Below are 24,329 nucleotides of genomic sequence, written 5' to 3'. Positions count from 1 at the left end.
TATTGATTAGCCCTGTTCAAGATTGTTCAAAATAGCACAATCTGCTTGATCATCACCTGAACAATGATCGGCAGAAGTCTGCAACAAATTTACCATTTCTTGTAATTGAGTAATTTTATGGTTCAAATTTTCAATATGCTTAAGTGCCAATTGCTTTACTTCAGCGCTATGTCGTCCTGTATTTTTCCACAATGATAATAGCTCTTTCATCTGTTCAGAGGAAAATCCTAAATCACGGGAATTTCTTATAAAACTTAAAGTTTTTACGTCTTGTTCAGAATAAATCCGATAGCCAGAATCAGATCTTTTTGCTATACCGAGCAAACCAATCTGTTCATAGTAGCGAATCATTTTGGTAGAAATGCCTGTTTTTTTAGATACTTGACCAATATTCATAACTTTCCTCTCAATCAAATGGGTTTAAGTCAAATTTTCACTCAAACCCATAAGAACGTAGCGTTTAGGCTTTAATCGTTGCTGCATGGAAATATTTTAGACGTAAAGCATTGCCCAATACAAAAACAGAAGAAAGTGCCATCGCTCCTGCTGCAAAAATTGGTGATAGTAAAATACCAAATACTGGGTATAACACACCTGCGGCAATTGGAATCAAAGCAATATTATAGACAAACGCCCAAAATAGATTTTGTCGAATATTACGAATAGTCGCTTTGCTTAAAGCGATTGCATTCGGCACACCTTGTAGACTGCCTGACATTAATACGACGTCTGCAGCCTCAATCGCAACATCAGTGCCTGTTCCAATTGCTAAACCAATATCAGCTTGAGCTAAAGCGGGTGCATCATTAATCCCATCACCGACAAATGCAACTCGACCATATTGCTGTTGTAACTGGCGTACTGCATCGACTTTTCCATCTGGTAACACTTCAGCGACAACTTGATCAATATCTAAACGTGCTGCAATAGCTTGAGCGGTATGACGATTGTCTCCTGTAATCATTGCAACTTTTAAGCCTAGTTGATGTAAAGCGGCAATCGCTGCATAGGTTGTTTCTTTGATTGGGTCGGCCACGGCGATAATCGCAGCCAGCTTTTGATCAATAGCCACATAAATTGGTGTTTTACCGTTTTGTCCCAAACGTGCTGCCTCTTGTTCAAACGATGTGACATCCAGTCCTAATTGTTGCATATAGCGATCAGCGCCGATTTGAATCTTCTGACCATCAACTTCAGCCTTGATCCCTGATCCTGTCACGGACTCAAATGCAGTAACAGGTAATAGACTAATGTTTTGCTGTTGTGCAGCTTGAACAATCGCCAAGGCAATCGGATGTTCAGATTTTGCTTCAACCGATGCCACAATGCGCATGACTTGTTGATGCTCAAACCCTTGCTGGACATGAAAATCTGTTAGGGTTGGTTTACCCTCGGTTAATGTCCCTGTTTTATCCACGGCAACGACTTTTGCTTCTTGCAAGAGTTGTAGTGCTTCACCTTTGCGGAATAGCACCCCCATTTCTGCACCACGTCCAGTTCCGACCATAATTGAAGTCGGCGTTGCGAGCCCCATCGCACATGGACAGGCAATAATCAGCACAGCTACAGCATTCACTAAACTAAAAGTTAAAGCAGGCTCTGGTCCAAAAACAAACCAAACCAAAAAAGTTAAAGTGGCTAAGAGCATCACCACAGGTACAAACCACATGGTTACTTTATCAACCAAGGCCTGAATCGGTAATTTAGAACCTTGAGCTTGTTCAACCATACGAATAATTTGGGCTAATACAGAAGACTCGCCAATGGCTGTTGCTCGAATATTGAGTGTGCCATTTTGGTTAACTGTTCCACCGACCACCTGATCGCCAAGATGTTTTTTTACAGGCACAGGTTCACCTGTAATCATGGATTCATCGATATAACTTTGCCCTTCAATGACCTCACCATCGACAGGTACACGTTCGCCGGGGCAAATCTCAACAATCATCTCTGTAGTTACTTCTGCAATTGGAACTTCTATGACTTTTCCATCACGATAAATACGTGCCATTTTGGCTTGCATGCCTACCAAATGTTGAATGGCCTGTGAAGTCCGTCCTTTGGCTTTTGCCTCAAGATAACGCCCTAACAGAATTAAACTGACGATGACGGCTGCCGCCTCATAATAAACATGGACCGTACCCTGAGGCAGTATTTGAGGAATAAAAGTTGCGACCAGCGAAAAGCCATATGCAGCTAGTGTTCCCACGGCAACCAGTGAGTTCATATCTGGAGCGAAACGAAACAGCGCTGGAATTCCTTTTTGGTAAAAACGTCGACCAGGAAATATCAAAATCAAGCTAGTCAAAACAAATTGAATTAACCAACTTTGTTGTATACCAATGTTGTGCATAATCCACATATGAAACGCTGGAACGATATGTGATCCCATTTCCAAAATAAAAACTGGCAACGCAAGCATCAGGGAAATGATTAAATCTCGTTTAAGCTGTTGCTGTTCGGAAGCTTTTTTCTCCTGTCGATCACTTTGATTTTGTTCAACCAACTTGGCGTTGTAGCCTGCTTTTTTTACAGCCTGAATTAGATCGTGGCTTTTTAGCTGAGCATTACCCTGTATCCATGCACTTTCAGTGGCAAGGTTTACATTTGCCTGTTGTACGCCCTCTATTTTCTTCAGGGCTTTTTCTACTCGTGCTACACAAGAAGCACAGGTCATCCCTTCAATCGTCAGTTCAATGGGTTGAGTAACGACTACCTCATAGCCAGCGCGCTCCACTGCTTTCGTCAATTCTGTTAGATCTAACGGTTTTGATGAGGAAACGAAAGCCTTTTCTGTTGCCAAATTGACTGCTGCACTCTCGACACCGTCGACTTTCTTTAGTGCCTTTTCGACTCGACCTACACAAGAAGCACACGTCATGCCTGAAATCGACAATGTTTCATGGTAGGGAGAAGATTTAATATTTTTTGAATCCATAACAACCTCTGTCATTACAATCTATGAGGATCAGCATACAGATTGACATCATGGTAAGGTCAAGCAAATTTTTTCAAAAAAATACACTTGACCTTACTATCGTGACAAGGTTTAAACTTTGCAGTGAAGTGATGTTCTACTCGGAGAAAATTTATGAAATTATTGATTGAAAATATGACCTGTGGTGGTTGTGCTCGTGGTGTAACGGCAACGATTCAGGATATTGATCCAAATGCCAAAGTCGATATTGATTTAGCGACCAAGCTGGTCAGTGTTGAAACGACCGAAAGCCTCGACAAGATTACAGTTGCTTTGGCTGAAGATGGTTTTCCTGCACAAGTTCAGTAATCTATATGTCCATCTTGACGTTTTAATACAACGATATAGATGGACATTTTTCAACAATCAGCTTGTCTGATTCAAATCCACTTTATCTAATCAATACCATATAGATATAGTGGTAATCCTAAATCATCAAAAACTCACATTCCATGATAACTGTGCAGTACGTGGCGCACCAAGGAATAAATAATCATCCCCAAAGAAGCTACCAGCATCTCGCCAGTATTTTTTATTGAATACATTATCAACATTAAATCTCAAAGTATTGTCATACCCATAAGCACGGAAGTTATAGGCAGTGCCTACATTAAATATTGTATAACCAGATACTTTCGCTGTACCTGATTTATTAGCGTATTTACTACTGCTGTATTGCATGCCTGTTAACAAGCGTAATCCATCTACTTGCGGCACTTGATAAGACAAATAACTGGCTAAACGCACTTTCGGTACATTTTGAGTTTGATGCCCTTGATAATCTGAGGCATTTATATCCTTCAAGCGTGAACGAGTAAGCGCTAAAGTCGATATCATGTCTAGGCTATGTCCTAGCCGCCCTTGTACGCCTAGTTCCATGCCAAGGTTGTGTTGTTGACCTTCAGTTAAGTAGTAGTTATCAAAATTTGTATATTGATGATCTTGCTCTAATTTAAATATGGCAGCAGTAAACAGTATAGATTGTAATTGATGCTTCACTCCTAATTCATACTGGGTGGATTTTATAGGTGCTAAAGTTGCGTAGGCATTATTGGCAAACCACGGTGCTTGTCCACCATCGCTCAAGCCTTTGGCATAAGACGCATAGAGATGGGTATTTTCCCAAGGCTGAAACATCAGCGCGAACTGAGGCAAGAATCGGTTTAAGTCCGTATCACGGATAGTATTAGTTGCAGCATCATAAGCTTTTTCATCTAAATGCAGCAGTTTTCCACCCACTAAAACTGACCAAGTATTATTAAAATCAATCTGATCGAGCAAGTTGAGTGCGGTTTGCTGACTATCTAAAGATTTATAATGATTGCCTAAAGAAATGTTAGGTGGATTGTGTGTCTCACTATCTTTATAAATATTTCCTGTGCCCACTAACTCATTGATAGCATCATATTGGGCACGGCGTTTGTAGGTCTGTGACAATTCAACATTCAGCTTATGTTGCCAAGATCCCGTATTAAATTTACCGTTTAATCCTGCTTTAAATTGATTGGTCAGGTAGCTGTCATCTGGGCTACGAAAATCATAAATATCATAGTTTCCATTTTGGTCAAAACTATTGCCTAAGCCTGTAGTCTCACATATTTCACTGTAACAGCCCCATGGAAATGCTGAATAATCATCGACCACGACACGGCTTTGCGACGCAGATAGGTTCGCAGACCAATTCTCATTGATTTGTTGACTATACTTTAAGCTGGCATTGAGGCTTTCATTGGTGACAGGTTTACTCCAGCTTTGATAGCCAAGCAAGCGATCCCATTCAACGCCAGTGGGTACGGTTTTTCCATCAAGTAACTGATAACCTGCGACAGAACGTTGACGTTGGCGCTGTGATTCGATATCAAATTCTAGTTTTGAAGCATCTGAAATGTTCCAATCTAAAGCCAAAGCGCCAAATAAACGCTTACCATCGGTATGTTCTACATATGGATGAATCTCTTCGTGCGCTACATTGATTCGATAGCCAAATTGTTGATTTTCACCCAGCATATCACCGATATCCGTTGCAACACGATAACCACCCTGACTATCTGTTTCTAGCGTAACTGAACGAATGTCTTTTGGTCGTTTAGTCACATAGTTAACAACTCCGCCCGGTGTCGACATACCGCTTTGGATCGCACTGATGCCTTTTAGGATTTCGACTTGCTCTTTGTTTTCAAGTGCCACATTTTGCTCCCCTCGTAGCAAGTTACCATTCAGTAAATAGCTTGAACCGAGATTTAACGCAAAGCCACGCATGACAAAGTTTGGATAATAACCAATTGGAGCATAGCCATCACCGACTGCGGCATCATTTTTTACGACATCGCTGAGAGTTTTAGCATGTTGATCGGCAATGCGTTCTGCTGTGACTGTGTTGATGGATGCAGGAATTTCTATAAGATTTTGCTGAGTAAAACCCGATAAATTCACTTTTGGCTGGTGATATAGGGGCTGTTCTACTTGTGCTGCGACGGTAATGGTTGGGAGTCGTGGTGTCGTATTTTCATTTTCTGCATGTACGACTGTTGAGCTAAGCCCTAAGTATGAAAATGAGCCAACTGCCAATAATGCTTTTTGTAAACGAGAAAATGGATATGTTTTCACAGTCGTTGCCTAACCCCAAAAGATAATCTTACAGCCTAAGTTTTACGAGGATGAGTATTCACAATTTTGTCGGATTGAACAAGCATATTCCCTTACATATCTCGGATTTGTTGAATTATCTTCATTAAACTTTATTCAAATTTCCGACAAAGGAAAATTCCTGAGTCTTTCAAAGCATGCTACTATTTCAAAAATGACAATACATCATGTCAAATTAAAAGAAGGAATTGAGATGCTAAAAATGCAACAGATCAACATAACGCAAGAATTCAATGCACCTGTCGAAAAGGTTTTCGCGACCCTCAGTGAGCACGAAAACCTAAATAAAATTTTCGCCCCAGCAAAAGTGACTCGTCTCAGTGATGGCAAGGATGCGCGTAATGGTGTGGGTTCAGCACGTAAGTTATCTATTCCACTGACTCCATCATTTGTCGAAACAAATTTGGTCTACGTCGAAAATGAACGGATTGAATATGCCATTACCAGTGGTATTGCACCGATCAAAGATCATCGCGGTGTGATGATCTTTACTGATCTTGGCAATAACCGTAGTCGTTTGGATTATACGATTATGTTTAAAGGTCGAGTTCCGTATATTGGCGCAATCATTAAAGTTGCACTACAAAATGGTGTGAGCCGTGGGCTTAAAAAATTAAAAGTTTAATTTTAGAGAAAACTGAATTGTTCTAATTTTAGAATCAAACTCCCCTATTTTCTGATGGTGGGAGTTTTTATTGAGTCTATTTATCCACCATTCTTTGAAAAAAAAAATTCCTAAAATAACATTCAGCTCATTTTTACGATACATTATTGCCTTGGATGGGTTTAATTCAAGGAAAGACATGACACTTAAGCAATTAAAAGCCTTTTTGGCACTTGCTCGTACCTTAAATTATGCCAATGCTTCTCTTGAGTTACACCTGAGCCAATCTGCCCTGAGTCTTTCTATCAAAAGTCTTGAAGAGGAATTGGGCGGTAAGCTGTTTAACCGAAATACACGCCGTGTTGAACTCTCTCAGGAGGGAAAATCATTGATCCCCTATGCAAAGAAATTACTCGCAAATTGGGAGGAGATGGAAAATGATGTCAAACAGCGCTTTAAATTGAACCGCGGAACATTAAGCATTGCTTCAATGCCATTTGTCACCCATGCAATCTTGCCCGAGGTGATTCATGCGTTTTTATCACTTCATCCAAACCTCAACTTTTCCATCCATGATATTCCGAATGAAACTATTATTGAAAAAGTGCAAGATGGTATTTTTGAGTTAGGAATATGTTTTGAACCTGATCTAACTGAAGGTCTAGAATTTAAACCTTTATTTGAGGAAGATTTCCTCGCTTTATTGCCTAAAAATCATGCCTTAGCTAGTTCTGCCGCTATCACTTGGCAACAACTTTTTTCCAATCCTTTTATAACCCTGCAAAAGCCATCAATTGTCCGTCATTTGGTTGAGCAAAACTGTTTACGCAACAATATGACCTTGGACTTAAAAATTGAATGTCATCAAATTTCTTCTCTTTCAAGCTTTGTTGCGCATGGTATTGGCGTAAGTGCGATCCCTCGCCATTTTGCCAAACACATTGATTTAAATGAAAATGTATTACTAGAATTGGAAGACGGAACCTTTCATAAAACAGTGGGTATTATCTATAAGAAAAATTTTGAAATATCACATATTTCAACGCAATTTATTGAAACTTTAGTCAATCATAAATTTTAAATTATTAATAATTTGGCAACTTTATTTCCAGTGGGTATTTTTGATAAATGCAATTTTACTAATGAAAATCAATATTATGCTGAATTGATCATGGTTTTGATGACGGTTTTCTATTTTATCTAAATTGTTATTTATTAATTTTCCTCATCAATCCTTAAGAAAAATCAACTTCTATACCCGAAAGCCAAGTGCTAATAATAAAGATACTAAGGGATCGTAGGAAAATAAGAGAATGAATAAGGTTTATAGCAGCGCAGAGGCAGCGCTCAAAGATGTAATTACCAATAACCAAACACTTGCTGTAGGCGGTTTCGGTTTGTGTGGGATTCCTGAAAAATTAATTGTCGCAGTTAAACAAAGCGGTGCAACAGGTCTAACCTGTATTTCTAATAATGCAGGTGTTGATGACTTCGGTTTAGGGATTTTACTGCAAACAAAACAAATCAAAAAAATGATCTCCTCTTATGTAGGAGAAAATAAAGAATTTGAACGCCAATATCTCAATGGTGAACTTGAAGTCGAACTTACCCCACAAGGTACTTTGGCTGAGAAATTACGTGCTGGTGGTGCAGGGATTCCTGCTTTCTATACCCAAACAGGTGTAGGCACATTGATCGCTGAAGGTAAAGAACAGCGTAACTTCAATGGTAAAAACTATATTTTAGAAGAATCACTTACGGCTGATGTTGCTTTGGTAAAAGCTTATAAAGCCGACAAAGCAGGTAATTTGGTGTTCCGCAAAACCGCGCAGAACTTTAATCCTGAGTGTGCCATGGCTGGAAAAATCACCATCGCTGAAGTTGAACATGTGGTCGAAATTGGTGAATTAGATCCTGATGAGATTCATTTGGCAGGCATCTATGTAAATCGCATTATTTTGAATGCTTCACCTGAAAAGCGTATCGAACAAAAAACCTTAAGCATGGAGGCAGTATAAAATGGCTTGGTCACGTAATGAAATGGCACAACGTGCTGCACAAGAACTTGAAGATGGCTTTTATGTGAATTTAGGCATTGGCTTACCTACCCTTGTTGCCAATTATATTCCGGAAAATATGAATGTTTGGTTGCAGTCTGAAAATGGTTTACTCGGTATTGACGCTTTCCCAACTGAAGATACGCTTGATGCCGATCTGATCAATGCTGGAAAGCAAACCATTACGGCGCGTGCTGGCGCAGCTTTTTTCTCTAGCTCTGAATCTTTCGCCATGATCCGTGGCGGTCATGTCAATATTGCAATATTAGGGGCAATGGAAGTTTCTGAACAAGGTGACTTGGCCAACTGGATGATCCCTGGCAAGAAAGTCAAAGGTATGGGCGGTGCAATGGATTTGGTTGTCGGTGTTCAGAAAGTTGTGGTTTTGATGGAACACTGTGCCAAAGATGGTACGCCAAAGATCGTCCCGAATTGTAGTCTCCCTTTAACAGGTCAAGGCGTGGTGCATCGTATCATCACTGATTTGGGTGTGATGGATATTACCCCACAAGGTGTTGAACTGATTGAACTGGCTGAAGATGTGACACTCGAGCAAATTCGTGCTGTTACAGGTGTACCTTTAATTTTTAATAAATCCTTAGTTGCTTGATTTGATCAAATGTTCTGCTCTGGTTCCAACTAGAGCAGTTTTATCACAACATAAATTTTAAGAGATATTAAAAATGAGTTCTATTGTTATCGTTTCAGGTAGTCGTACCGCGATGGGCGGTTTTCAGGGTAGCCTATCCGCTTTGACAGCACCTGAGTTGGGTGCTGCTGTGATTCGTGAGTCTATTCAACGTGCAGGCATTCGACCTGAGCAAGTGGATGAAGTGATTTTTGGTTGTGTGCTGAGTGCAGGCATTGGTCAAGGTCCTGCTCGTCAAGCAATGCGTAAAGCTGGTGTTCCTGATCATGTAGGCGCTGTCACAATCAATAAACTATGTGGCTCTGCGATGAAAGCGGTATTAATTGCTTCTGATACTTTAAAAGCAGGCAGCGCAAATATCGTGGTTGCTGGTGGTATGGAATCGATGAGCAATGCGCCATATATCCTGCCTAAAGCACGTGGTGGCTACCGCATGGGTCATGGTGAGGTCAAAGATCACATGTTCTTGGATGGTCTTGAAGATGCGGAAACAGGTCGCTTAATGGGTTCATTTGCACAGGACATGGCAAACACCAAAGGCTTTACCCGTGAGCAGATGGATAACTTTGCAATTTCTTCACTGAAAAAAGCACAGACAGCAATCACAGAAGGATATTTCAAAGAAGAAATCGTTCCTGTTGAAGTCAAGAGTCGTAAGGGTGTCGAGCTTGTTGATCAAGATGAGCAACCACATAAAGCAAATCTTGAAAAGATCCCAACGTTACGCCCTGCTTTTAGTAAAGACGGTACGATTACCGCAGCGAACTCTAGCTCTATTTCTGACGGTGCTGCCGCATTGGTACTTTCAACCGAAGACTATGCACAAGCAAATGGTTTAAATGTTTTGGCTAAAATTGTGGCGACTTCAAGCCACTCACAGCATCCAAGTGAATTTACTGTAGCCCCTATTGGCGCGATTCAAAAAGTGCTTGATCGTGCGGGTTGGTCAGTTGAGGATGTTGATGCATGGGAAATCAATGAAGCATTTGCGATGGTGGCAATGGCACCTATTCATGAGTTGGGTATTGATGAAACCAAAGTCAACATTCATGGTGGTGCTTGCGCTTTAGGTCATCCAATTGGTGCGACAGGTTCACGTATTATTCTTTCATTGATCTACGCTTTAAAGCGTTTAGGTAAAAAGAAAGGTGTTGCTGCACTGTGTATCGGTGGTGGTGAAGCAACTGCTGTGGCTATTGAAATTTAAGTTTCAAAAAATCAAAAATGCATCTCATATAAGAGGTGCATTTTTTTATCTGTATAAAATTGAAATCGTTTAAAATATTTATCTTTAAACCCTATAAGATTTTGGATCGTGACTTAAATAAAAAAGCACATCAGCGTATCTGATGTGCCTTTAGTATTTGAATAATCATCAAAAAACCAAGTTAAGCATTACCTGATTCAGTTAAATTAGTTTTTACTTCTTCTACCTGTTGTTCTTCATCAAATTTATGACGTTTTAGGCTTAGAATCGCACATATTGCTAGCATCGCTGGGATAGAAATCATCACAAAATTCATAGTGTGCGGTAGGTTTAAGGTCAGTAACAAGCCAGTTAAAATAGGTCCGACGATCGCACCGATCCGCCCGACACCCGATGCACAACCGATTCCTGTAGAACGCACACTTAATGGATAATATTGAGCAACATAGCTATAAAGAAGAATTGAGGTACCAATGGTCGCAGCACCTGCAACAGTCACTAAACCATATAAAACATAGGCTGGTGAGTTAAATCCTAAACCAATGAGTGCAGCAACGCCTGCCATGAGCATACTTAGAATCACAGGCTTCAAATGGAATTTATCTGAAAGAATACCGCCGCCAATCGAACCAATCATTGCGCCAACATTTAGAGCGAGTAAGAATAAGATACTTTTTCCGAGTGAATACCCTGCTGCAAGCATCAATTTAGGTAACCAACTGCTTAAGGCATATACCATTAGTAGGCACATAAAGAACAATACCCAAAACATCAGTGTATTAAAGGCACGACCTTGTTGAAATAATCCTTTGACTGAGCTACCGGTTGGAATATTTTCTTCATTTAGCATTAATTTTGTATTACGGGTAATAGCTTGTTCAGGCGAGATTTTTTGAATAATGTTCTGCGCCTGTTCAGTTTTCCCTGTTTTAACCAAAAAAGTTAAAGATTCAGGCAAAAACTTCCACATCACAGGTAATAAAAGCAAAGGAATACCTGCAATCAAAAACATGATTTGCCATCCTTGACTTTCGACCAGATAACTCCCAATCAATGCTGAGAGAATCCCCCCGATCGCATAACCACTAAACATAGTGCCGACTAAGGTACTGCGGATGCGTTTTGGTGCGTATTCAGACGTGAGCGCAACTAGATTTGGCATGACTCCGCCAATCCCTAATCCCGCCAAAAAGCGTAAAATACCAAACTCAAAAGGATTGGAAGCAAAAGCGCCTAAAAAGGTAAAACCGCTGAATAAAGTGACACAAATTAAAATTACATTTTTTCGACCAATTTTGTCTGCCAAAGCACCAAACAGCATTGCGCCAAACATCATGCCGCATAATGCGGTACTGGCTAGCATTCCTGCTTGGACTGAGGTCAGTGACCACTCTTGCATCAATAATGGCAATACCACGCCATAAATCACAAGGTCATAACCATCAAAAATAATAATCAATAAACACCAAAGCAAAATGCTCCAGTGAAAAGGGGTAAATTTTGCTTGGTCAATTACTGCATTTACATTAACTGTAGATGTTGTCATTCTGCATCTCCTCAATGAGATAATTTTTCCATCATATTTAAAACGGCATAATTCACCTTAAAGAAAAACAATATTATTCAAGGTTTTATTTAAATTAAAAATCATAGCTCGCCATCATATTGATACGGCTATCTGCCCCTGAACGACCATCAAATGTTTCTCGCTCGCCATAGACATATTCCATCCCCAAAGTAATCGGCTTGTATGGGTTATACATGCCGTTAATCCAGCCTTGCCATAGTTCTTTATTTTGAGCTGAGTTGTTTTTATGGATGCGCGCAAATGCGTTATCATCTTTGGCTTTCATATAGCCATAACCCAAAGTCGAACGGAACTGCGAAGTGAATTGATGGGTAATCCCTGTCGAAATGGAATCAAATTCATTGGTTTGGATGTTGTTTTGATCATCAATGGCATAACTACTATTCGTCCACATCAAGAAACGTCCATCTCCTTTGATGTGGTTATAATCAGCCTTTAAAAAGGTTTTTGGACTGAGCTGATATTTGCCCCCGATGCCAATGCCCCACGCCCATTCATCATCATTGCTGGTCTTCTTCTCAGCCACAAAGCTACGCCCAGATAGCATCGAACCATTTTCAAACTTATGATTTACGCGCCCAACAAATGCGGGCAAACGCATTTTATTTTCCGGATCAGATGTGGCTGTGTATTTTGGATCTTCAACCGATAAGGCAAAGCTGGTATTTGCAGATAAAGAATCGCTATAGCGTACTAACGGAGAGCGTTGTAATGCACCGCCCACATAGGTCGCAGCATCAATCGTTTCAGGATAGTATTCAGGTGCGATAAAGGTAGACCAAGTCTGACCAATCAACCATTTATCCAAAGTAAGATAGGCATGACGAATACGAAACTGATCGCGTGAAGCGCCACCAAAGAAGTCCATTTCTAATTTTCCGCCCACATCGCCTGCCGCTGTTGGTGTGGTGAAATTGAGTCCTATGCGTGAGACATTGGCAGTTGAGTGTAATCGATCTTTTTGTTGGGCTGCTTCCGCTGTACCTTTGAGTGGAACACCATTGATATTGTTATACATCGTGGATGCGCCTTTCGCTTGATAAGATGCATCGGCACGGATATAACCATATAGACTGACTTCGGCACCAGATTTTAGTTTAGCTGCCGGCGTTTGCTTGGCTACTGGCGAGGCTGCTGCGTTTAGATTGTTTGCTGGCTGTGCCGATGCGGGTTGCTGTACATAGTGTTGTAGCATTGCTCTTAACTCTTGTACTTCTTGGCGAAGCTGTGCAATTTCGGCACTCTCCGAAGCTGCATGAGCAGATGACATGACTGCCACAATGGACAGCGTCAGCACGCTTTTTTGCACCGTTAGTATGAACTTTTTCATTAAAATAAGTTTCCTTCTTTTTTGATCTTAAATACCGTTTTAAGATCGCTATTTGTTTGCGTTGTATCCTTTGCAGAAATCATGACTGCATCGCATTTTTTTGTTTTAAAGCATTAACATATTGATTTATTTGGTTTTCACCTCCTTTAAAATACTGATATTGATAAACTCACTCTTTTTTAAAGACAAAAAGATCTTGCAGCGGTGATATAAACCACTGTTAATTAACCATTTGGTAAAAAATAAGTTTAAATCAGTCCTTTAATATTTATTCCATCATAGATGCAAGCCCTTGTTTAGGACGCTTGTGCAGAAAACGTTTGACGCCTCTTTTTCTGCGCGATCAATCCTTGATACATTAAAATTTGGCTATAGGAATGCACATCCACAAAGCCTGTGCCGTGGAGCAACTGCTGATAGTCAGAGAAGGAAAGCGTAAAAAACTCTTGCGCCATTCGTTCTAACATTTTTTGACATTGCACTTCCGTCAACCCTTGTGCCAAACATATATTTCGTAGTGCTTGAAGTTGCTGAGCGTCTGTGCAGGTCATTAAATCGTAGGTCAGCAAGATCCCATCCTCTTTTAAGTGATCATAGATCTCGCTAAAAAAAGTGGGCTTATTTTCATCAGCAATAAAATGAGCAACCAAAATAGAAAGTGCAGCATCAAAATAGGCATGATCAGATAAAGTAGAAGTTTCACCATGCACAAATCTTACTTGAGCAGATCGACCTAAATCAGCGACCACTTTCTGGGCTTTTTCAAGCATGGTGAATGAAGGATCGACTGCTGTAAACTCCCAACTCGGATGCCTTTTGAGTAGATATTCCAGTTCATAGCCTGTGCCACAGCCAACGATTAAGATGTGCGCGTGTGGCGGTAACGCTGATTGTAAAATGGCATCCACCTGTTGATGGATAATTTCATAACCCGGAATTAATTTACGGATATGTTGATCATATTCTTCAACGACTTTCGGATTACTGAAATCTTTTGCCATTTTGTTTTATCCTTTACTGTTACGACTTTTAAAATGGTGTTTTTTCTCGCTCATGTAAAACATCATTTAGTCGAATACCGTTCCTGTTAAATTAAGCTCAGCACGCATAATTTCTTGTAATTTAAACTTTTGCGCTTTGCCTGACGCCGTCATTGGAAATTCATTAAAGAATTTGACATAACGTGGCACTTTATTATGAGAAATATGTGCTTTACAGAAACTACGGATACCATCTTCATCGCTCTGATGATGCTCGTGTAGAATGATGCAGGCACACAGCTCCTCACCATAGCGAGTGTCTGGTAAACCAATGACTTGAACATCGCTGATATCTGGATGGGTATACAAAAAGTCTTCTATTTCTTTTGGAAATAGATTTTCACCGCCCCGTATCACCACATCTTTTATACGTCCTTTGATTTTGACAAAGCCATCAGCATCCATTTCCGCGATATCACCCGTATGCATCCAGCCAGCAGCATCGATTACTTCACGGGTTTTTTCTTCTTCGCCCCAATAACCTGCCATCACTGAATAACCACGGACACATAATTCGCCTAAAGTTCCCTGAGGAACGATTTGTCCTTCTGGATCGACGATTTTGATTTCAACATGTGGGTGGACATGACCAACAGTGCTAACGCGTTTATCGATGGTGTCACTCACCGAACTTTGTACACTGACGGGAGAAGTTTCTGTCATGCCATAGCAAATGGTGATTTCTGACATATGCATTCGATCAATCACACGTTGCATGATTTCACGTGGGCATGGACTGCCGGCCATAATGCCAGTACGCAGACTAGATAGATCAAATTCATCAAACTGTTCATGTTCCAAAGTGGCAATGAACATGGTTGGTACGCCGTAGGCAGCTGTGCAACGTTCTTTGTGAATGGTTTTGAGTGTTTCTAATGGATTAAATACAGCTGATGGATACACCATCGTTGATCCATGTGTGATACAGGCTAAATTTCCCATCACCATGCCAAAACAATGAAATAGTGGTACAGAAATGCAGACTTTATCCTGTGGCGTTAAACCAATACCTTCACCGACAAAATAACCATTATTTAAAATGTTATGGTGAGTGAGCATCGTGCCTTTCGGATTGCCTGTGGTGCCAGATGTAAACTGGATATTAATGGTTTCATCAAATTGCAGTTGTTGCGCAGCCAACTGTAATTGATCCAGTTGTTGCTGCGTTGGTGGCACAACCAGATCACTAAAACGATGAATACCTGTATGTTGTTTTTCATCAATTTTGATGACAAATTTTAAGAAAGGTAGACGTTCTGAATGAATTTGTTTATTGGTACAGAAATCAATTTCAGGCGCTATACGCGTCAAAAGCTCTTGATAATCAGTCGTTTTGAATTGTGATGCGATAATCAATCCTTTGCAGGAAACTTTATTCAACACATATTCGAGTTCATGGCTTTTATAGGCTGGATTTAGATTGACTAAAATAATCCCAGCTTTAAAAGCCGCAAACTGAGTGACTGTCCATTCCACACAGTTGGGAGACCAAATAGCGAGACGATCTCCTTTTTTCAAACCGAGTTGAAGCAAACGGCATGCAAATGCATTTACTTCATCGTGCAGTTGTTTATAGGTTAACCGTCTGTTCTGATGCGAACTCACAATTGCCTCTTGTTCAGCATATTGCTGACAAGCTTGGTCAAATTTCTCTCCAATCGTCATCCCCAACAGGGGTTGCGAACTTGGCCCAGAGGCATAGCTTAACTGTACGTGTTGCATTGAATCATTCTCCTTGATTCTTTGTAATTCTCATCGCTCTAATTGTTGTTACTGCAACTACTTTTCAATCTGCCTATTTTGTAATTTTACGGGTTGTGTATGCTCTACTTTTTCCGTACGGCATCCACACAAAAGTCAGCAATCTGTTTTGAAAAATAGTCCTTGTGTTGCTGATCAAACTTTGTATTTTGAGCTGGGTCTAAAGGCTCGACCACCACAAAAGTCATGGCACCAACCACACACAGTGCCGTGGTATTTAGGTCTTCTAACACAAACTCACCACTTGCATTTCCATCCGCAAGGATTTTAATCACACTCTGTTTAATCAACTGCTTAACCCGAAAACGCTCATGTTCAACCGAAGAGTCAACGGGTTCAAACATAAGTGAATACGCAAGCTGCGGGCTGTTCAATGCTCGTTTGACGAAAGTCGCAACGGCCTTGTGCAATTTATGTTCTGCAGTCAGATCACTTTCTGTGATTGCATCAATCACCAAAAGTTCGGTATTGATGGCTTCTGACAAAACTTCAATCAGCACCTGACTTTTATTGTCAAAGTAGCGATAAACCAGACCACTTGAAACGCCTGCTTGCTCAGCAATTGTTTGTATCTGCGCGTCTTTAAAGCCTCCTTCTGAAATTAATTTTCTCGCCGAACTCAAAATCGCCTTACGATTTTGCTCCATTCGCTCTTGCATTAAAGATGATCGTTTATAGCTCATAAATTTTATTCTCTAACAAATAAAGTGAATTGTAAATCATTTTATGAATCTCTATTCACTTTTTTAAAAAATCATTGTATGGTACTTCCTAAGCACCTACAAGAATGCTTATGGAACAACAAATATAACCAATGGGATGAACACAATGAACCTACGTAGCTTGAATTTTGGCCTCGATGAAACACTCATTGCACTACAAGATTCAGTTGCCGCATTTTGTGCAAAAGAAATCGCACCAATTGCTCAACAAGTTGATCAAGACAATATATTCCCTGCTCATCTTTGGAAAAAGTTTGGCGATATGGGTTTATTCGGCTTAACGGTTTCCGAACAATATGGTGGCACCAATCTTGGCTATCTTGCTCACATCATTGTCATGCAAGAAATTTCTCGCGCTTCAGCAGCCATCGGGCTTTCTTACGGTGCTCATTCTAACTTATGTATCAATCAAATTAACCGTAACGGAAGCGAACAACAAAAACAGAAGTATTTACCTAAGCTAATTTCTGGTGATTTCGTCGGTGCTTTAGCGATGTCTGAGCCAAATGCGGGTTCGGATGTGGTCAGCATGAAATTACGCGCTGAGCAAAAAGGTGATCATTTTGTTTTAAATGGTTCAAAAATGTGGATCACCAATGGCGGTGATGCAGATGTACTCGTGGTTTATGCGAAAACAGATCCTCATGCGGGTGCGAAAGGTATGACAGCCTTTTTAATTGAAAAAGATATGAAAGGTTTTAGTCATGGTCATCATTTAGACAAACTCGGAATGCGTGGCTCTAACACTTATCCGCTGTTTTTTGACAATGTTGAAGTGCCCGTTGAAAACGTACTCGGTGGTGTTGGCAATGGAACAAAAGTCCTCATGAGCGGTTTGGATTATGAGCGTGCAGTTTTAAGCGCAGGTCCACTTGGCATTATGGATGCCTGTATGGACGTGGTGATTCCATATTTGCATCAACGTGAACAATTTGGACAAGCATTAGGTGAATTCCAGTTAATGCAAGGCAAGTTAGCAGACATGTACTCGACTTTGTTGGCATGTAAAGCGTTGGTCTATGCAGTAGGTGCAGCTTGTGACAAAGCCGATCATGACCGTAGCTTACGTAAAGATGCCGCAAGTGCCATTCTCTATGCAGCTGAAAAAGCCACATGGATGGCGGGTGAAACAATTCAAAGCTTAGGTGGAAATGGCTATATCAATGAGTTCCCTGCAGGTCGTCTATGGCGTGATGCGAAACTTTATGAAATTGGTGCAGGCACATCTGAAATTCGTCGTATGTTGATCGGCCGTGAATTGTTTAATGAGACCAAATAATAACGATAAATTAGGATGCATCGTATGAATCAATTACAAAGCAAAATTAATGTCAGAAGTGAAGACTTCAAAACCAATCAGCAGGCTATGCAAAGCTTGGTCAATGATTTGACCCAAGTTGCCCAGTCTATCGCTTTAGGTGGTGGAGAAAATGCTCGTCAAAAGCATTTGGCGCGTGGAAAATTACTTCCTCGTGAACGGATTGATCAACTGATCGATGTGGGTACTGCCTTTTTAGAAATCGGACAACTTGCTGCGTACAAGGTTTATGAGGATGACATCCCTGCTGCTGGAGTCATTGCTGGTATTGGACAGGTCAATGGTGTGACGTGCATGATCGTTGCCAATGATGCAACAGTCAAGGGTGGGACTTATTATCCCCTCACCGTCAAAAAACATTTACGCGCCCAAGAAATTGCTGAGCAGAACCATTTACCTTGTATTTATCTGGTCGATTCTGGTGGTGCATATTTACCTATGCAAGATCAGGTGTTCCCAGATCGTGATCATTTTGGTCGTATTTTTTACAATCAAGCTCGCATGTCGAGCCAAGGTATCGCCCAGATTGCGGTCGTAATGGGGAGCTGTACCGCAGGTGGTGCTTATGTTCCTGCAATGTCAGATGAAACCATCATTGTACGTAATCAAGGCACGATTTTCTTGGGTGGTCCACCACTTGTAAAAGCTGCTACTGGTGAAGTTGTGAGTAGTGAAGATTTGGGTGGTGGTGATGTGCATACCCGTCTTTCAGGTGTTGCGGATCATTTGGCAGAAAACGATGAACATGCAATTGCGATTGCACGGAATATCGTTGCAAATCTAAATAAAAAGCCAAATGACTTAAACAAGCAGATTGATGAGCCACTATTTGATGCCAAAGAGCTATACGGTGTCGTACCAAGTGACGCACGTAAACCATTTGATGTACGTGAAGTGATTGCTCGTATTGTTGATGGCTCACGTTTTGATGAATTTAAAGCGCGTTTTGGTTCAACCCTAATCACTGGCTTTGCGTCTCTATACGGCATGCCAGTCGGAATTATTGCCAATAATGGCATTCTATTTTCTGAGTCAGCTCAAAAAGGCGCACATTTTATTGAGCTATGCACCCAACGCAATATTCCGTTATTATTTATTCAAAATATCACAGGCTTTATGGTCGGTCGCCAATACGAAAATGAAGGCATTGCCAAACATGGTGCCAAACTGGTGATGGCGGTTGCAACTGCGAATGTCCCTAAACTGACTTTAATCATTGGTGGTTCTTTTGGTGCAGGTAACTATGGCATGTGTGGCCGGGCTTATTCTCCACGTTTCTTATGGACTTGGCCAAACTCCCGTATTTCAGTCATGGGCGGTGAGCAAGCAGCCAGTGTACTTTCGACTTTGAAGCGTGATCAGATTGAGCAAAAAGGCGCAGAATGGTCTGCGCAAGAAGAAGATGAATTTAAGCAACCGATTCGTGATCAGTATGAGCGCCAAGGTCATCCTTACTATGCCTCTGCCCGCCTATGGGATGACGGTGTGATTGATCCTGCTCAAACACGTCAAGTGCTTGGATTGAGCCTTGCAGCAGCCATGAATGCACCGATTCAACCAACCAAATTCGGCGTGTTTCGCATGTAAGAGGTGTTTTATGAGCTATCAATTTTTACAACTGGAACAACACGATCAGGTGGCTTATGTGTGGCTGAATCGACCAGAACTACACAATGCTTTTAATACAACCGTGATTGAAGAGTTACATGCTTGTTTTAAGACCTTAAATAGTCGTGATGATATTCGAGTGGTGGTTTTGGCTGGTCGTGGTAAAAGCTTTTCAGCAGGTGCAGATCTCAACTGGATGAAACAAGCGGGTCAAGCTTCTTCAGCAGAAAATGAAGCTGATGCGATGAAACTCGCGCAGATGCTTGATGCGCTTGCGACGCTAAAACAACCAACGATCGCTCGGGTTCATGGCATCGCCTTTGGCGGTGGTATGGGGCTTGCCTCGGCTTGTGATATTTGTATTGCTAGTACCGATGCGAAATTTGCAACTTCTGAAGTCCGTTTGGGACTTGCACCTTCTACGATTAGCCCTTATGTCGTTCGTGCGATTGGAGCAAGACAAGCTTCACGCTATTTCTTAACCGCTGAACGTATCTCAGCACGTGAAGCCAAACAAATTGGCTTGGCACATGAAATTGCGGATGCGGAAGATTTAGACAAAAAAGTTCAAGAGATTATTGATGCATTATTACTTGGTGGTCCACACGCTCAGGCCGCATCGAAACAATTGATTCAAATGGTCAGCAATCAAAGTATGAATGATCACTTGCTTCAGCAGACTGCACAGCATATTGCACAAGTCCGTCAAGGTAGTGAGGCAAAAGAAGGTTTAAATGCCTTTCTAAATAAACAATCTCCTGCATGGATTTCAAATTCCAATAACAACAATTAAGGACGACCAAAATGTTTGAAAAGATTTTAATTGCGAACCGTGGTGAGATTGCTTGTCGTGTGATTCGTACAGCGAAAAAATTGGGTATTGCAACGGTTGCGGTGTATTCAGATGCTGATGCGAATGCACAGCATGTCAAACTTGCCGATGAGGCGATTTATATTGGTCAATCTCCTGCAACGCAAAGTTATTTACAAGCTGACCGTATTATTCAAGCGGCAATTGATACTGGCAGCCAAGCCATTCACCCTGGCTATGGTTTTCTTTCGGAAAATGACCAGTTTGCCCTTGCTTGCCAACAACACAATATTTGCTTTATTGGCCCTCCCGTCGATGCCATCTTAGCCATGGGTTTAAAAGCAACCTCTAAAGCTTTGATGGAAAAAGCTGGTGTACCTTTAACACCGGGTTATCACGGTACCAATCAAGATGCTGAGTTTTTAAAACAGCAAGCTGATGAGATTGGCTATCCAGTGTTGATCAAAGCCAGTGCTGGTGGTGGTGGTAAAGGGATGAGTTTGGTGGAACGCAGCGAAGATTTCCTACATGCCCTTGCCTCGTGCAAACGAGAAGCGAAGTCAAGCTTTGGCAATGATGATGTATTGATTGAACGTTATGTGATTCAACCACGGCATATTGAAGTGCAAGTATTTGGTGACATGCACGGCAACTATGTACATTTGTTTGAACGTGATTGTTCGGTACAACGTCGTCATCAAAAAGTGCTAGAGGAAGCACCTGCGCCACAAATGCCAAGTGATAAACTAGATGCCATGCGTCAAGCTGCAATTGATGCTGCACGTGCGGTAGATTATGTGGGTGCAGGTACGGTGGAGTTTATTGTTGAGCAAGACGGTACTGCCTATTTCATGGAAATGAATACACGTCTCCAAGTCGAACACCCTGTCACTGAAATGATTACAGGTGAAGATTTAGTAGAATGGCAACTTCGTGTTGCTGATGGTGAACCTTTGCCAAAACTACAGCATGAATTACAAATTCATGGGCATGCTTTGGAAGCACGTATCTACGCTGAAGAACCTGAAAAGGGATTTTTACCTGCAATCGGTAAAATTGACTATCTACGCTACCCAACGCAAAGCCAATATGTGCGTGTAGATAGTGGCATTGTTGAAGGTGATGAAATTACCACTTTCTATGACCCTATGATTGCCAAATTGATCGTATGGGGTAAAAACCGTGAAGCCGCTTTGATTCAAATGCAACACGCGCTGAGTCAATTCCATGTCGATGGTTTAGGCAATAACATTGCCTTTTTGGAAAAGATTGTACGTTGTGATTCGTTCAAACAAGCAAAGTTGGACACGAATTTAATCCAACGTGAAGAACAATTTTTGTTTAGCCCAGCGAATATAAAACCTGAGTTTGTTGTTGCGACTGCATTTATTGAGTTTTTAAGCCAAATGCAAAACAACCAATCAGGTCAAAAACAACTTTGGCAAGCACAACCTTTGTGGCGTTTAAATGTTGCTTATCAGCACAGTATTAAACTGAATTATTTAAATCAAAATATTCAGATTAAGTTCGTCGCGGCTGAACAAGGTTTTAACGCAGAATTTAATGATCAAACTTTCAATATCTCTGGCGAACTCATTGATCCACATAGCGCTTCAATCCAAATCAATGCAACTCAGCAAAGACTCGCATTTAACCGAAGTTCACAAGGCATTACTTTGTTCCATACAGGGCAAAGCTATAAGTTTAACTATATTCGTCAAGACTTTAATCAGGCGGACAGCCAAGCTGAACAAGGACACTTGAAAGCGCCTATGCCAGGCGTGGTAACACAATTACTTGTAGGCGCGAATCATACGGTGAAAAAAGACGATATTCTCATGACACTCGAAGCGATGAAAATGGAATACACCATTCGTGCACCGAAAGATGGTGTGATTGTGGATGCTTATTTCCAAGTGGGCGATCAAGTTAAAGTCGGTGATGAACTGGTGGAGTTTCAAGCTGCTGAGGAGGAAGTTGCATGAGTGAGTTTGTCAAAATCGTGGAAGTTGGACCGCGTGATGGACTACAAAACGAAAAGCAGCCCTTAACCATAGAACAACGCTTCAATTTCATTAGCGACCTGATTGATGCAGGCTTGAAATCAATTGAAGTGGGTTCTTGCGTTTCGGCTAAATGGGTTCCGCAGATGGCGCAAAGCGATGAGTTATATAAACTGCTGCCGCAACGTGATGACTTGAATTTGAGCTTGCTGACGCCAAATCTCAAAGGCTTTGAAGCAGCGTTCGCAGTTGGCTGTAAAGAAGTTGCGGTTTTTACCGCAGCTTCTGACAGTTTTACCCGTAAAAATATCAATTGCTCGATAGATGAAAGTTTAGAACGGTTTTCTGAAATTTTCCAAGCTGCCAAGACACATAATGTTCGTGTCCGTGGTTATGTCTCTTGTATGGTGGACTGCCCTTATGAAGGTGCAATAGATCCCAAACAAGTGCTTAGCGTGGTTAAACGGCTTCATGCCATGGGCTGTTATGAGATTTCATTGGGTGAAACCATTGGTACAGCGACACCAGATCGTGTGGAGAAAGTATGGCAAGCCTGCTTGGCTGAACTGGATAGCGAGGTTTTGGCTGGGCATTTTCATAATACCTATGGTATGGCAATCGCCAATATCTATCAGTCTTTGCAACAAGGCATCCGTATTTTTGATTCGTCTCTTGCTGGGCTTGGTGGTTGTCCGTATGCCAAAGGTGCATCAGGCAATGTCGCCACCGAAGATCTATATTATTTGTTATCTCATATTGGATATGAAACAGAAATTAATTTAGAGAAATTGATGAGAGCTAGCCAAAATATCAATAAAGCACTGAATCGAAAAAATTTATCAAGCTATGCCAATACCTATTTGCAGCAACATTGCGCATAAATAAAGTTAATCACGGTTGAATCAATGCTCCACAATTAAATGTTGAAGGAGCATTTGAATCTTATTATTTTCTCACTTTTTAATTATGAAGCATTTTATTGGCCGTTTTTATTTCCTGATAAAGACTTAGTCGATATGGGTTAATTGATAAAAGTAAGAGGTATCCGCCTCTATTTTTGGGGCAATATGCTGTTCTACCCAGTCTAACCATGCCCGTGTTTTGGCATCAATAAAATGTCGCGATGGTAATAAGGTATAAACGCCAATATCTGGAGAACGCCAATCTGGCAAAATGTGACAAAGTCGCCCCGCACGAACAGCCTCGATTACCGTGAACATTGGTAAAAGCGCGATCCCCATATCTTGTTGAACCATATCTAACAAGAGTTCTGGCGTATCTGCAATCAATTGTCCCGTAATATCTATCTGATAAGAGCAGCTTTTTTTGCTGACCAGATGCCATTGTGCTGTGATGGATGGATTGACTAAACGTAAACAAGCATGCTCCTGCAAATCATCTGGTGATTGTGGTATGCCATGTTTTTTCAAATACGTCGGTGATGCACAGAGTACTGAAAATATAGTACCAATACGTCGTGAAACAAATCTAGAATCCGTCAAAGATTCAGTGAGATAAAGACTGACATCAATCCCTTTGGCTAAAAGATCAGGGGCATTTTGAGACGTGCGATATTCAACAGTCAGTTCAGGGTAAGTTCTACAAAACTCAGCCATGACAGGTGCGACGTAGTAATGACCAAAACTGGCCATACTCAAGATACGTAATCGACCTTTTGGCTTTGTGGCTGTTCCTGTCGCCTCCGCCTCTGCCTCATCAATCATTGCAATCACTTGTCGACAGCGTTCTGCGTAAGTTGCACCAATATCGGTCAACGCATGCTGTCTGGTAGAGCGTTGCAGTAATTTAATTCCTAAGCGTGTTTCCAACTCACTGATCAGACGTGAGACCTGCGCTGTGGTCAGATCCATCTGCTCAGCCGCTGCGGTAAAACTTCCACTGTCGATCACTTTCAGGAAAGCATGCATAGCATGCAACAGTCCACCCTCGTGATTTTTGCGCATAACGTAAATATCTTTTCCTAAATTACGCATTGTTGCACCAGTTT

Annotated in this window: 20 protein-coding genes; 11 read left to right on the top strand and 9 right to left on the bottom strand. The window is 41.2% G+C overall.

All coding sequences use genetic code 11. The features are described from left to right. Window positions 1–6 precede the first annotated feature (6 nt). Together cueR and F903_RS10675 are read right to left on the bottom strand one after the other, a co-directional pair. Window positions 7–396, bottom strand: a complete 390-nt coding sequence (gene cueR / locus F903_RS10680; protein ID WP_005196968.1) for a Cu(I)-responsive transcriptional regulator — start codon at window positions 394–396, stop codon at window positions 7–9. A 64-nt stretch (window positions 397–460) separates the two neighbouring features. After that, complete coding sequence (locus tag F903_RS10675) at window positions 461–2,938, bottom strand: heavy metal translocating P-type ATPase (RefSeq protein ID WP_005196967.1); 2,478 nt, start codon at window positions 2,936–2,938, stop codon at window positions 461–463. A 153-nt stretch (window positions 2,939–3,091) separates the two neighbouring features. Here F903_RS10675 and F903_RS10670 point away from each other — a divergent pair, with 153 nt between their 5' ends. Continuing rightward, complete coding sequence (locus F903_RS10670; RefSeq protein WP_005196964.1) at window positions 3,092–3,286, top strand: heavy-metal-associated domain-containing protein; 195 nt, start codon at window positions 3,092–3,094, stop codon at window positions 3,284–3,286. Between the two features lie 126 nt (window positions 3,287–3,412). Here F903_RS10670 and F903_RS10665 read toward each other — a convergent pair whose 3' ends face one another. After that, window positions 3,413–5,584, bottom strand: a complete 2,172-nt coding sequence (locus F903_RS10665; protein WP_005196963.1) for a TonB-dependent siderophore receptor — start codon at window positions 5,582–5,584, stop codon at window positions 3,413–3,415. Window positions 5,585–5,816: 232 nt separating this feature from the next. Between F903_RS10665 and F903_RS10660 the strand changes: the two genes are divergently transcribed. The 5 genes from F903_RS10660 to F903_RS10635 all read left to right on the top strand — a co-directional run bounded on the left by F903_RS10660 (window position 5,817) and on the right by F903_RS10635 (window position 10,140). Beyond that, window positions 5,817–6,248 (top strand): SRPBCC family protein, encoded by a 432-nt coding sequence (locus F903_RS10660; protein ID WP_005196961.1) that lies wholly within the window; start codon window positions 5,817–5,819, stop codon window positions 6,246–6,248. A 178-nt stretch (window positions 6,249–6,426) separates the two neighbouring features. Further along, on the top strand, window positions 6,427–7,308 hold the full coding sequence (locus tag F903_RS10650; protein ID WP_005196959.1) for a LysR family transcriptional regulator: 882 nt from the start codon (window positions 6,427–6,429) through the stop codon (window positions 7,306–7,308). A gap of 232 nt (window positions 7,309–7,540) precedes the next feature. Continuing rightward, window positions 7,541–8,245 carry a CoA transferase subunit A gene (locus tag F903_RS10645; RefSeq protein ID WP_005196957.1) on the top strand — a complete coding sequence of 235 codons (705 nt, stop codon included), beginning with the start codon at window positions 7,541–7,543 and terminating at the stop codon, window positions 8,243–8,245. A gap of 1 nt (window position 8,246) precedes the next feature. Beyond that, window positions 8,247–8,894 (top strand): 3-oxoacid CoA-transferase subunit B, encoded by a 648-nt coding sequence (locus F903_RS10640; protein WP_004671125.1) that lies wholly within the window; start codon window positions 8,247–8,249, stop codon window positions 8,892–8,894. 73 nt (window positions 8,895–8,967) lie between these two features. Then, complete coding sequence (locus F903_RS10635; protein ID WP_005196954.1) at window positions 8,968–10,140, top strand: thiolase family protein; 1,173 nt, start codon at window positions 8,968–8,970, stop codon at window positions 10,138–10,140. 181 nt (window positions 10,141–10,321) lie between these two features. Here the strand turns inward: F903_RS10635 and F903_RS10630 are convergent, their stop codons facing one another. The 5 genes from F903_RS10630 to F903_RS10610 form a co-directional block, all read right to left on the bottom strand. Further along, on the bottom strand, window positions 10,322–11,686 hold the full coding sequence (locus F903_RS10630) for an MFS transporter (RefSeq protein ID WP_005196952.1): 1,365 nt from the start codon (window positions 11,684–11,686) through the stop codon (window positions 10,322–10,324). Between the two features lie 94 nt (window positions 11,687–11,780). Further along, entirely contained in the window at window positions 11,781–13,058 is a 1,278-nt protein-coding gene (locus tag F903_RS10625; protein WP_005196950.1) for a DcaP family trimeric outer membrane transporter, read from the bottom strand. Between the two features lie 296 nt (window positions 13,059–13,354). After that, window positions 13,355–14,059 (bottom strand): class I SAM-dependent methyltransferase, encoded by a 705-nt coding sequence (locus tag F903_RS10620; RefSeq protein WP_005196948.1) that lies wholly within the window; start codon window positions 14,057–14,059, stop codon window positions 13,355–13,357. A 66-nt stretch (window positions 14,060–14,125) separates the two neighbouring features. Further along, window positions 14,126–15,820, bottom strand: coding sequence for an AMP-binding protein (locus F903_RS10615; RefSeq protein WP_005196945.1), 1,695 nt, complete (start codon window positions 15,818–15,820; stop codon window positions 14,126–14,128). A gap of 104 nt (window positions 15,821–15,924) precedes the next feature. Continuing rightward, on the bottom strand, window positions 15,925–16,542 hold the full coding sequence (locus F903_RS10610; RefSeq protein WP_005196943.1) for a TetR/AcrR family transcriptional regulator: 618 nt from the start codon (window positions 16,540–16,542) through the stop codon (window positions 15,925–15,927). A 145-nt stretch (window positions 16,543–16,687) separates the two neighbouring features. Between F903_RS10610 and F903_RS10605 the strand changes: the two genes are divergently transcribed. Genes F903_RS10605 through F903_RS10585 form a run of 5 tightly spaced genes read left to right on the top strand, consistent with a single transcriptional unit; the run spans window position 16,688 to window position 23,202 of the window. Beyond that, complete coding sequence (locus F903_RS10605) at window positions 16,688–17,860, top strand: isovaleryl-CoA dehydrogenase (RefSeq protein ID WP_005196941.1); 1,173 nt, start codon at window positions 16,688–16,690, stop codon at window positions 17,858–17,860. Window positions 17,861–17,884: 24 nt separating this feature from the next. After that, window positions 17,885–19,486 carry a carboxyl transferase domain-containing protein gene (locus F903_RS10600; RefSeq protein ID WP_005196939.1) on the top strand — a complete coding sequence of 534 codons (1,602 nt, stop codon included), beginning with the start codon at window positions 17,885–17,887 and terminating at the stop codon, window positions 19,484–19,486. Window positions 19,487–19,496: 10 nt separating this feature from the next. After that, entirely contained in the window at window positions 19,497–20,300 is an 804-nt protein-coding gene (locus F903_RS10595) for an enoyl-CoA hydratase/isomerase family protein (RefSeq protein ID WP_005196937.1), read from the top strand. 11 nt (window positions 20,301–20,311) lie between these two features. Next, window positions 20,312–22,303: an acetyl/propionyl/methylcrotonyl-CoA carboxylase subunit alpha gene (locus F903_RS10590; RefSeq protein WP_005196936.1), complete on the top strand. Its 1,992-nt coding sequence runs from the start codon at window positions 20,312–20,314 to the stop codon at window positions 22,301–22,303. Continuing rightward, the gene (locus F903_RS10585) at window positions 22,300–23,202 is read left to right on the top strand and encodes a hydroxymethylglutaryl-CoA lyase (protein ID WP_005196935.1); all 903 of its coding nucleotides are present in this window, start codon (window positions 22,300–22,302) and stop codon (window positions 23,200–23,202) included. The genes F903_RS10590 and F903_RS10585 overlap by 4 nt, the downstream gene beginning before the upstream one ends. A 126-nt stretch (window positions 23,203–23,328) precedes the next feature. Here the strand turns inward: F903_RS10585 and F903_RS10580 are convergent, their stop codons facing one another. Next, complete coding sequence (locus F903_RS10580) at window positions 23,329–24,285, bottom strand: LysR family transcriptional regulator (protein WP_034595153.1); 957 nt, start codon at window positions 24,283–24,285, stop codon at window positions 23,329–23,331. Window positions 24,286–24,329: the final 44 nt, after the last annotated feature.

Origin of the sequence: Acinetobacter sp. NIPH 298 (assembly GCF_000369505.1) — a bacterium.
GTDB lineage: Bacteria > Pseudomonadota > Gammaproteobacteria > Pseudomonadales > Moraxellaceae > Acinetobacter.
Note: the sequence above shows the minus strand (reverse complement) of the source record. Positions and strands in the feature narration are given on the sequence as shown.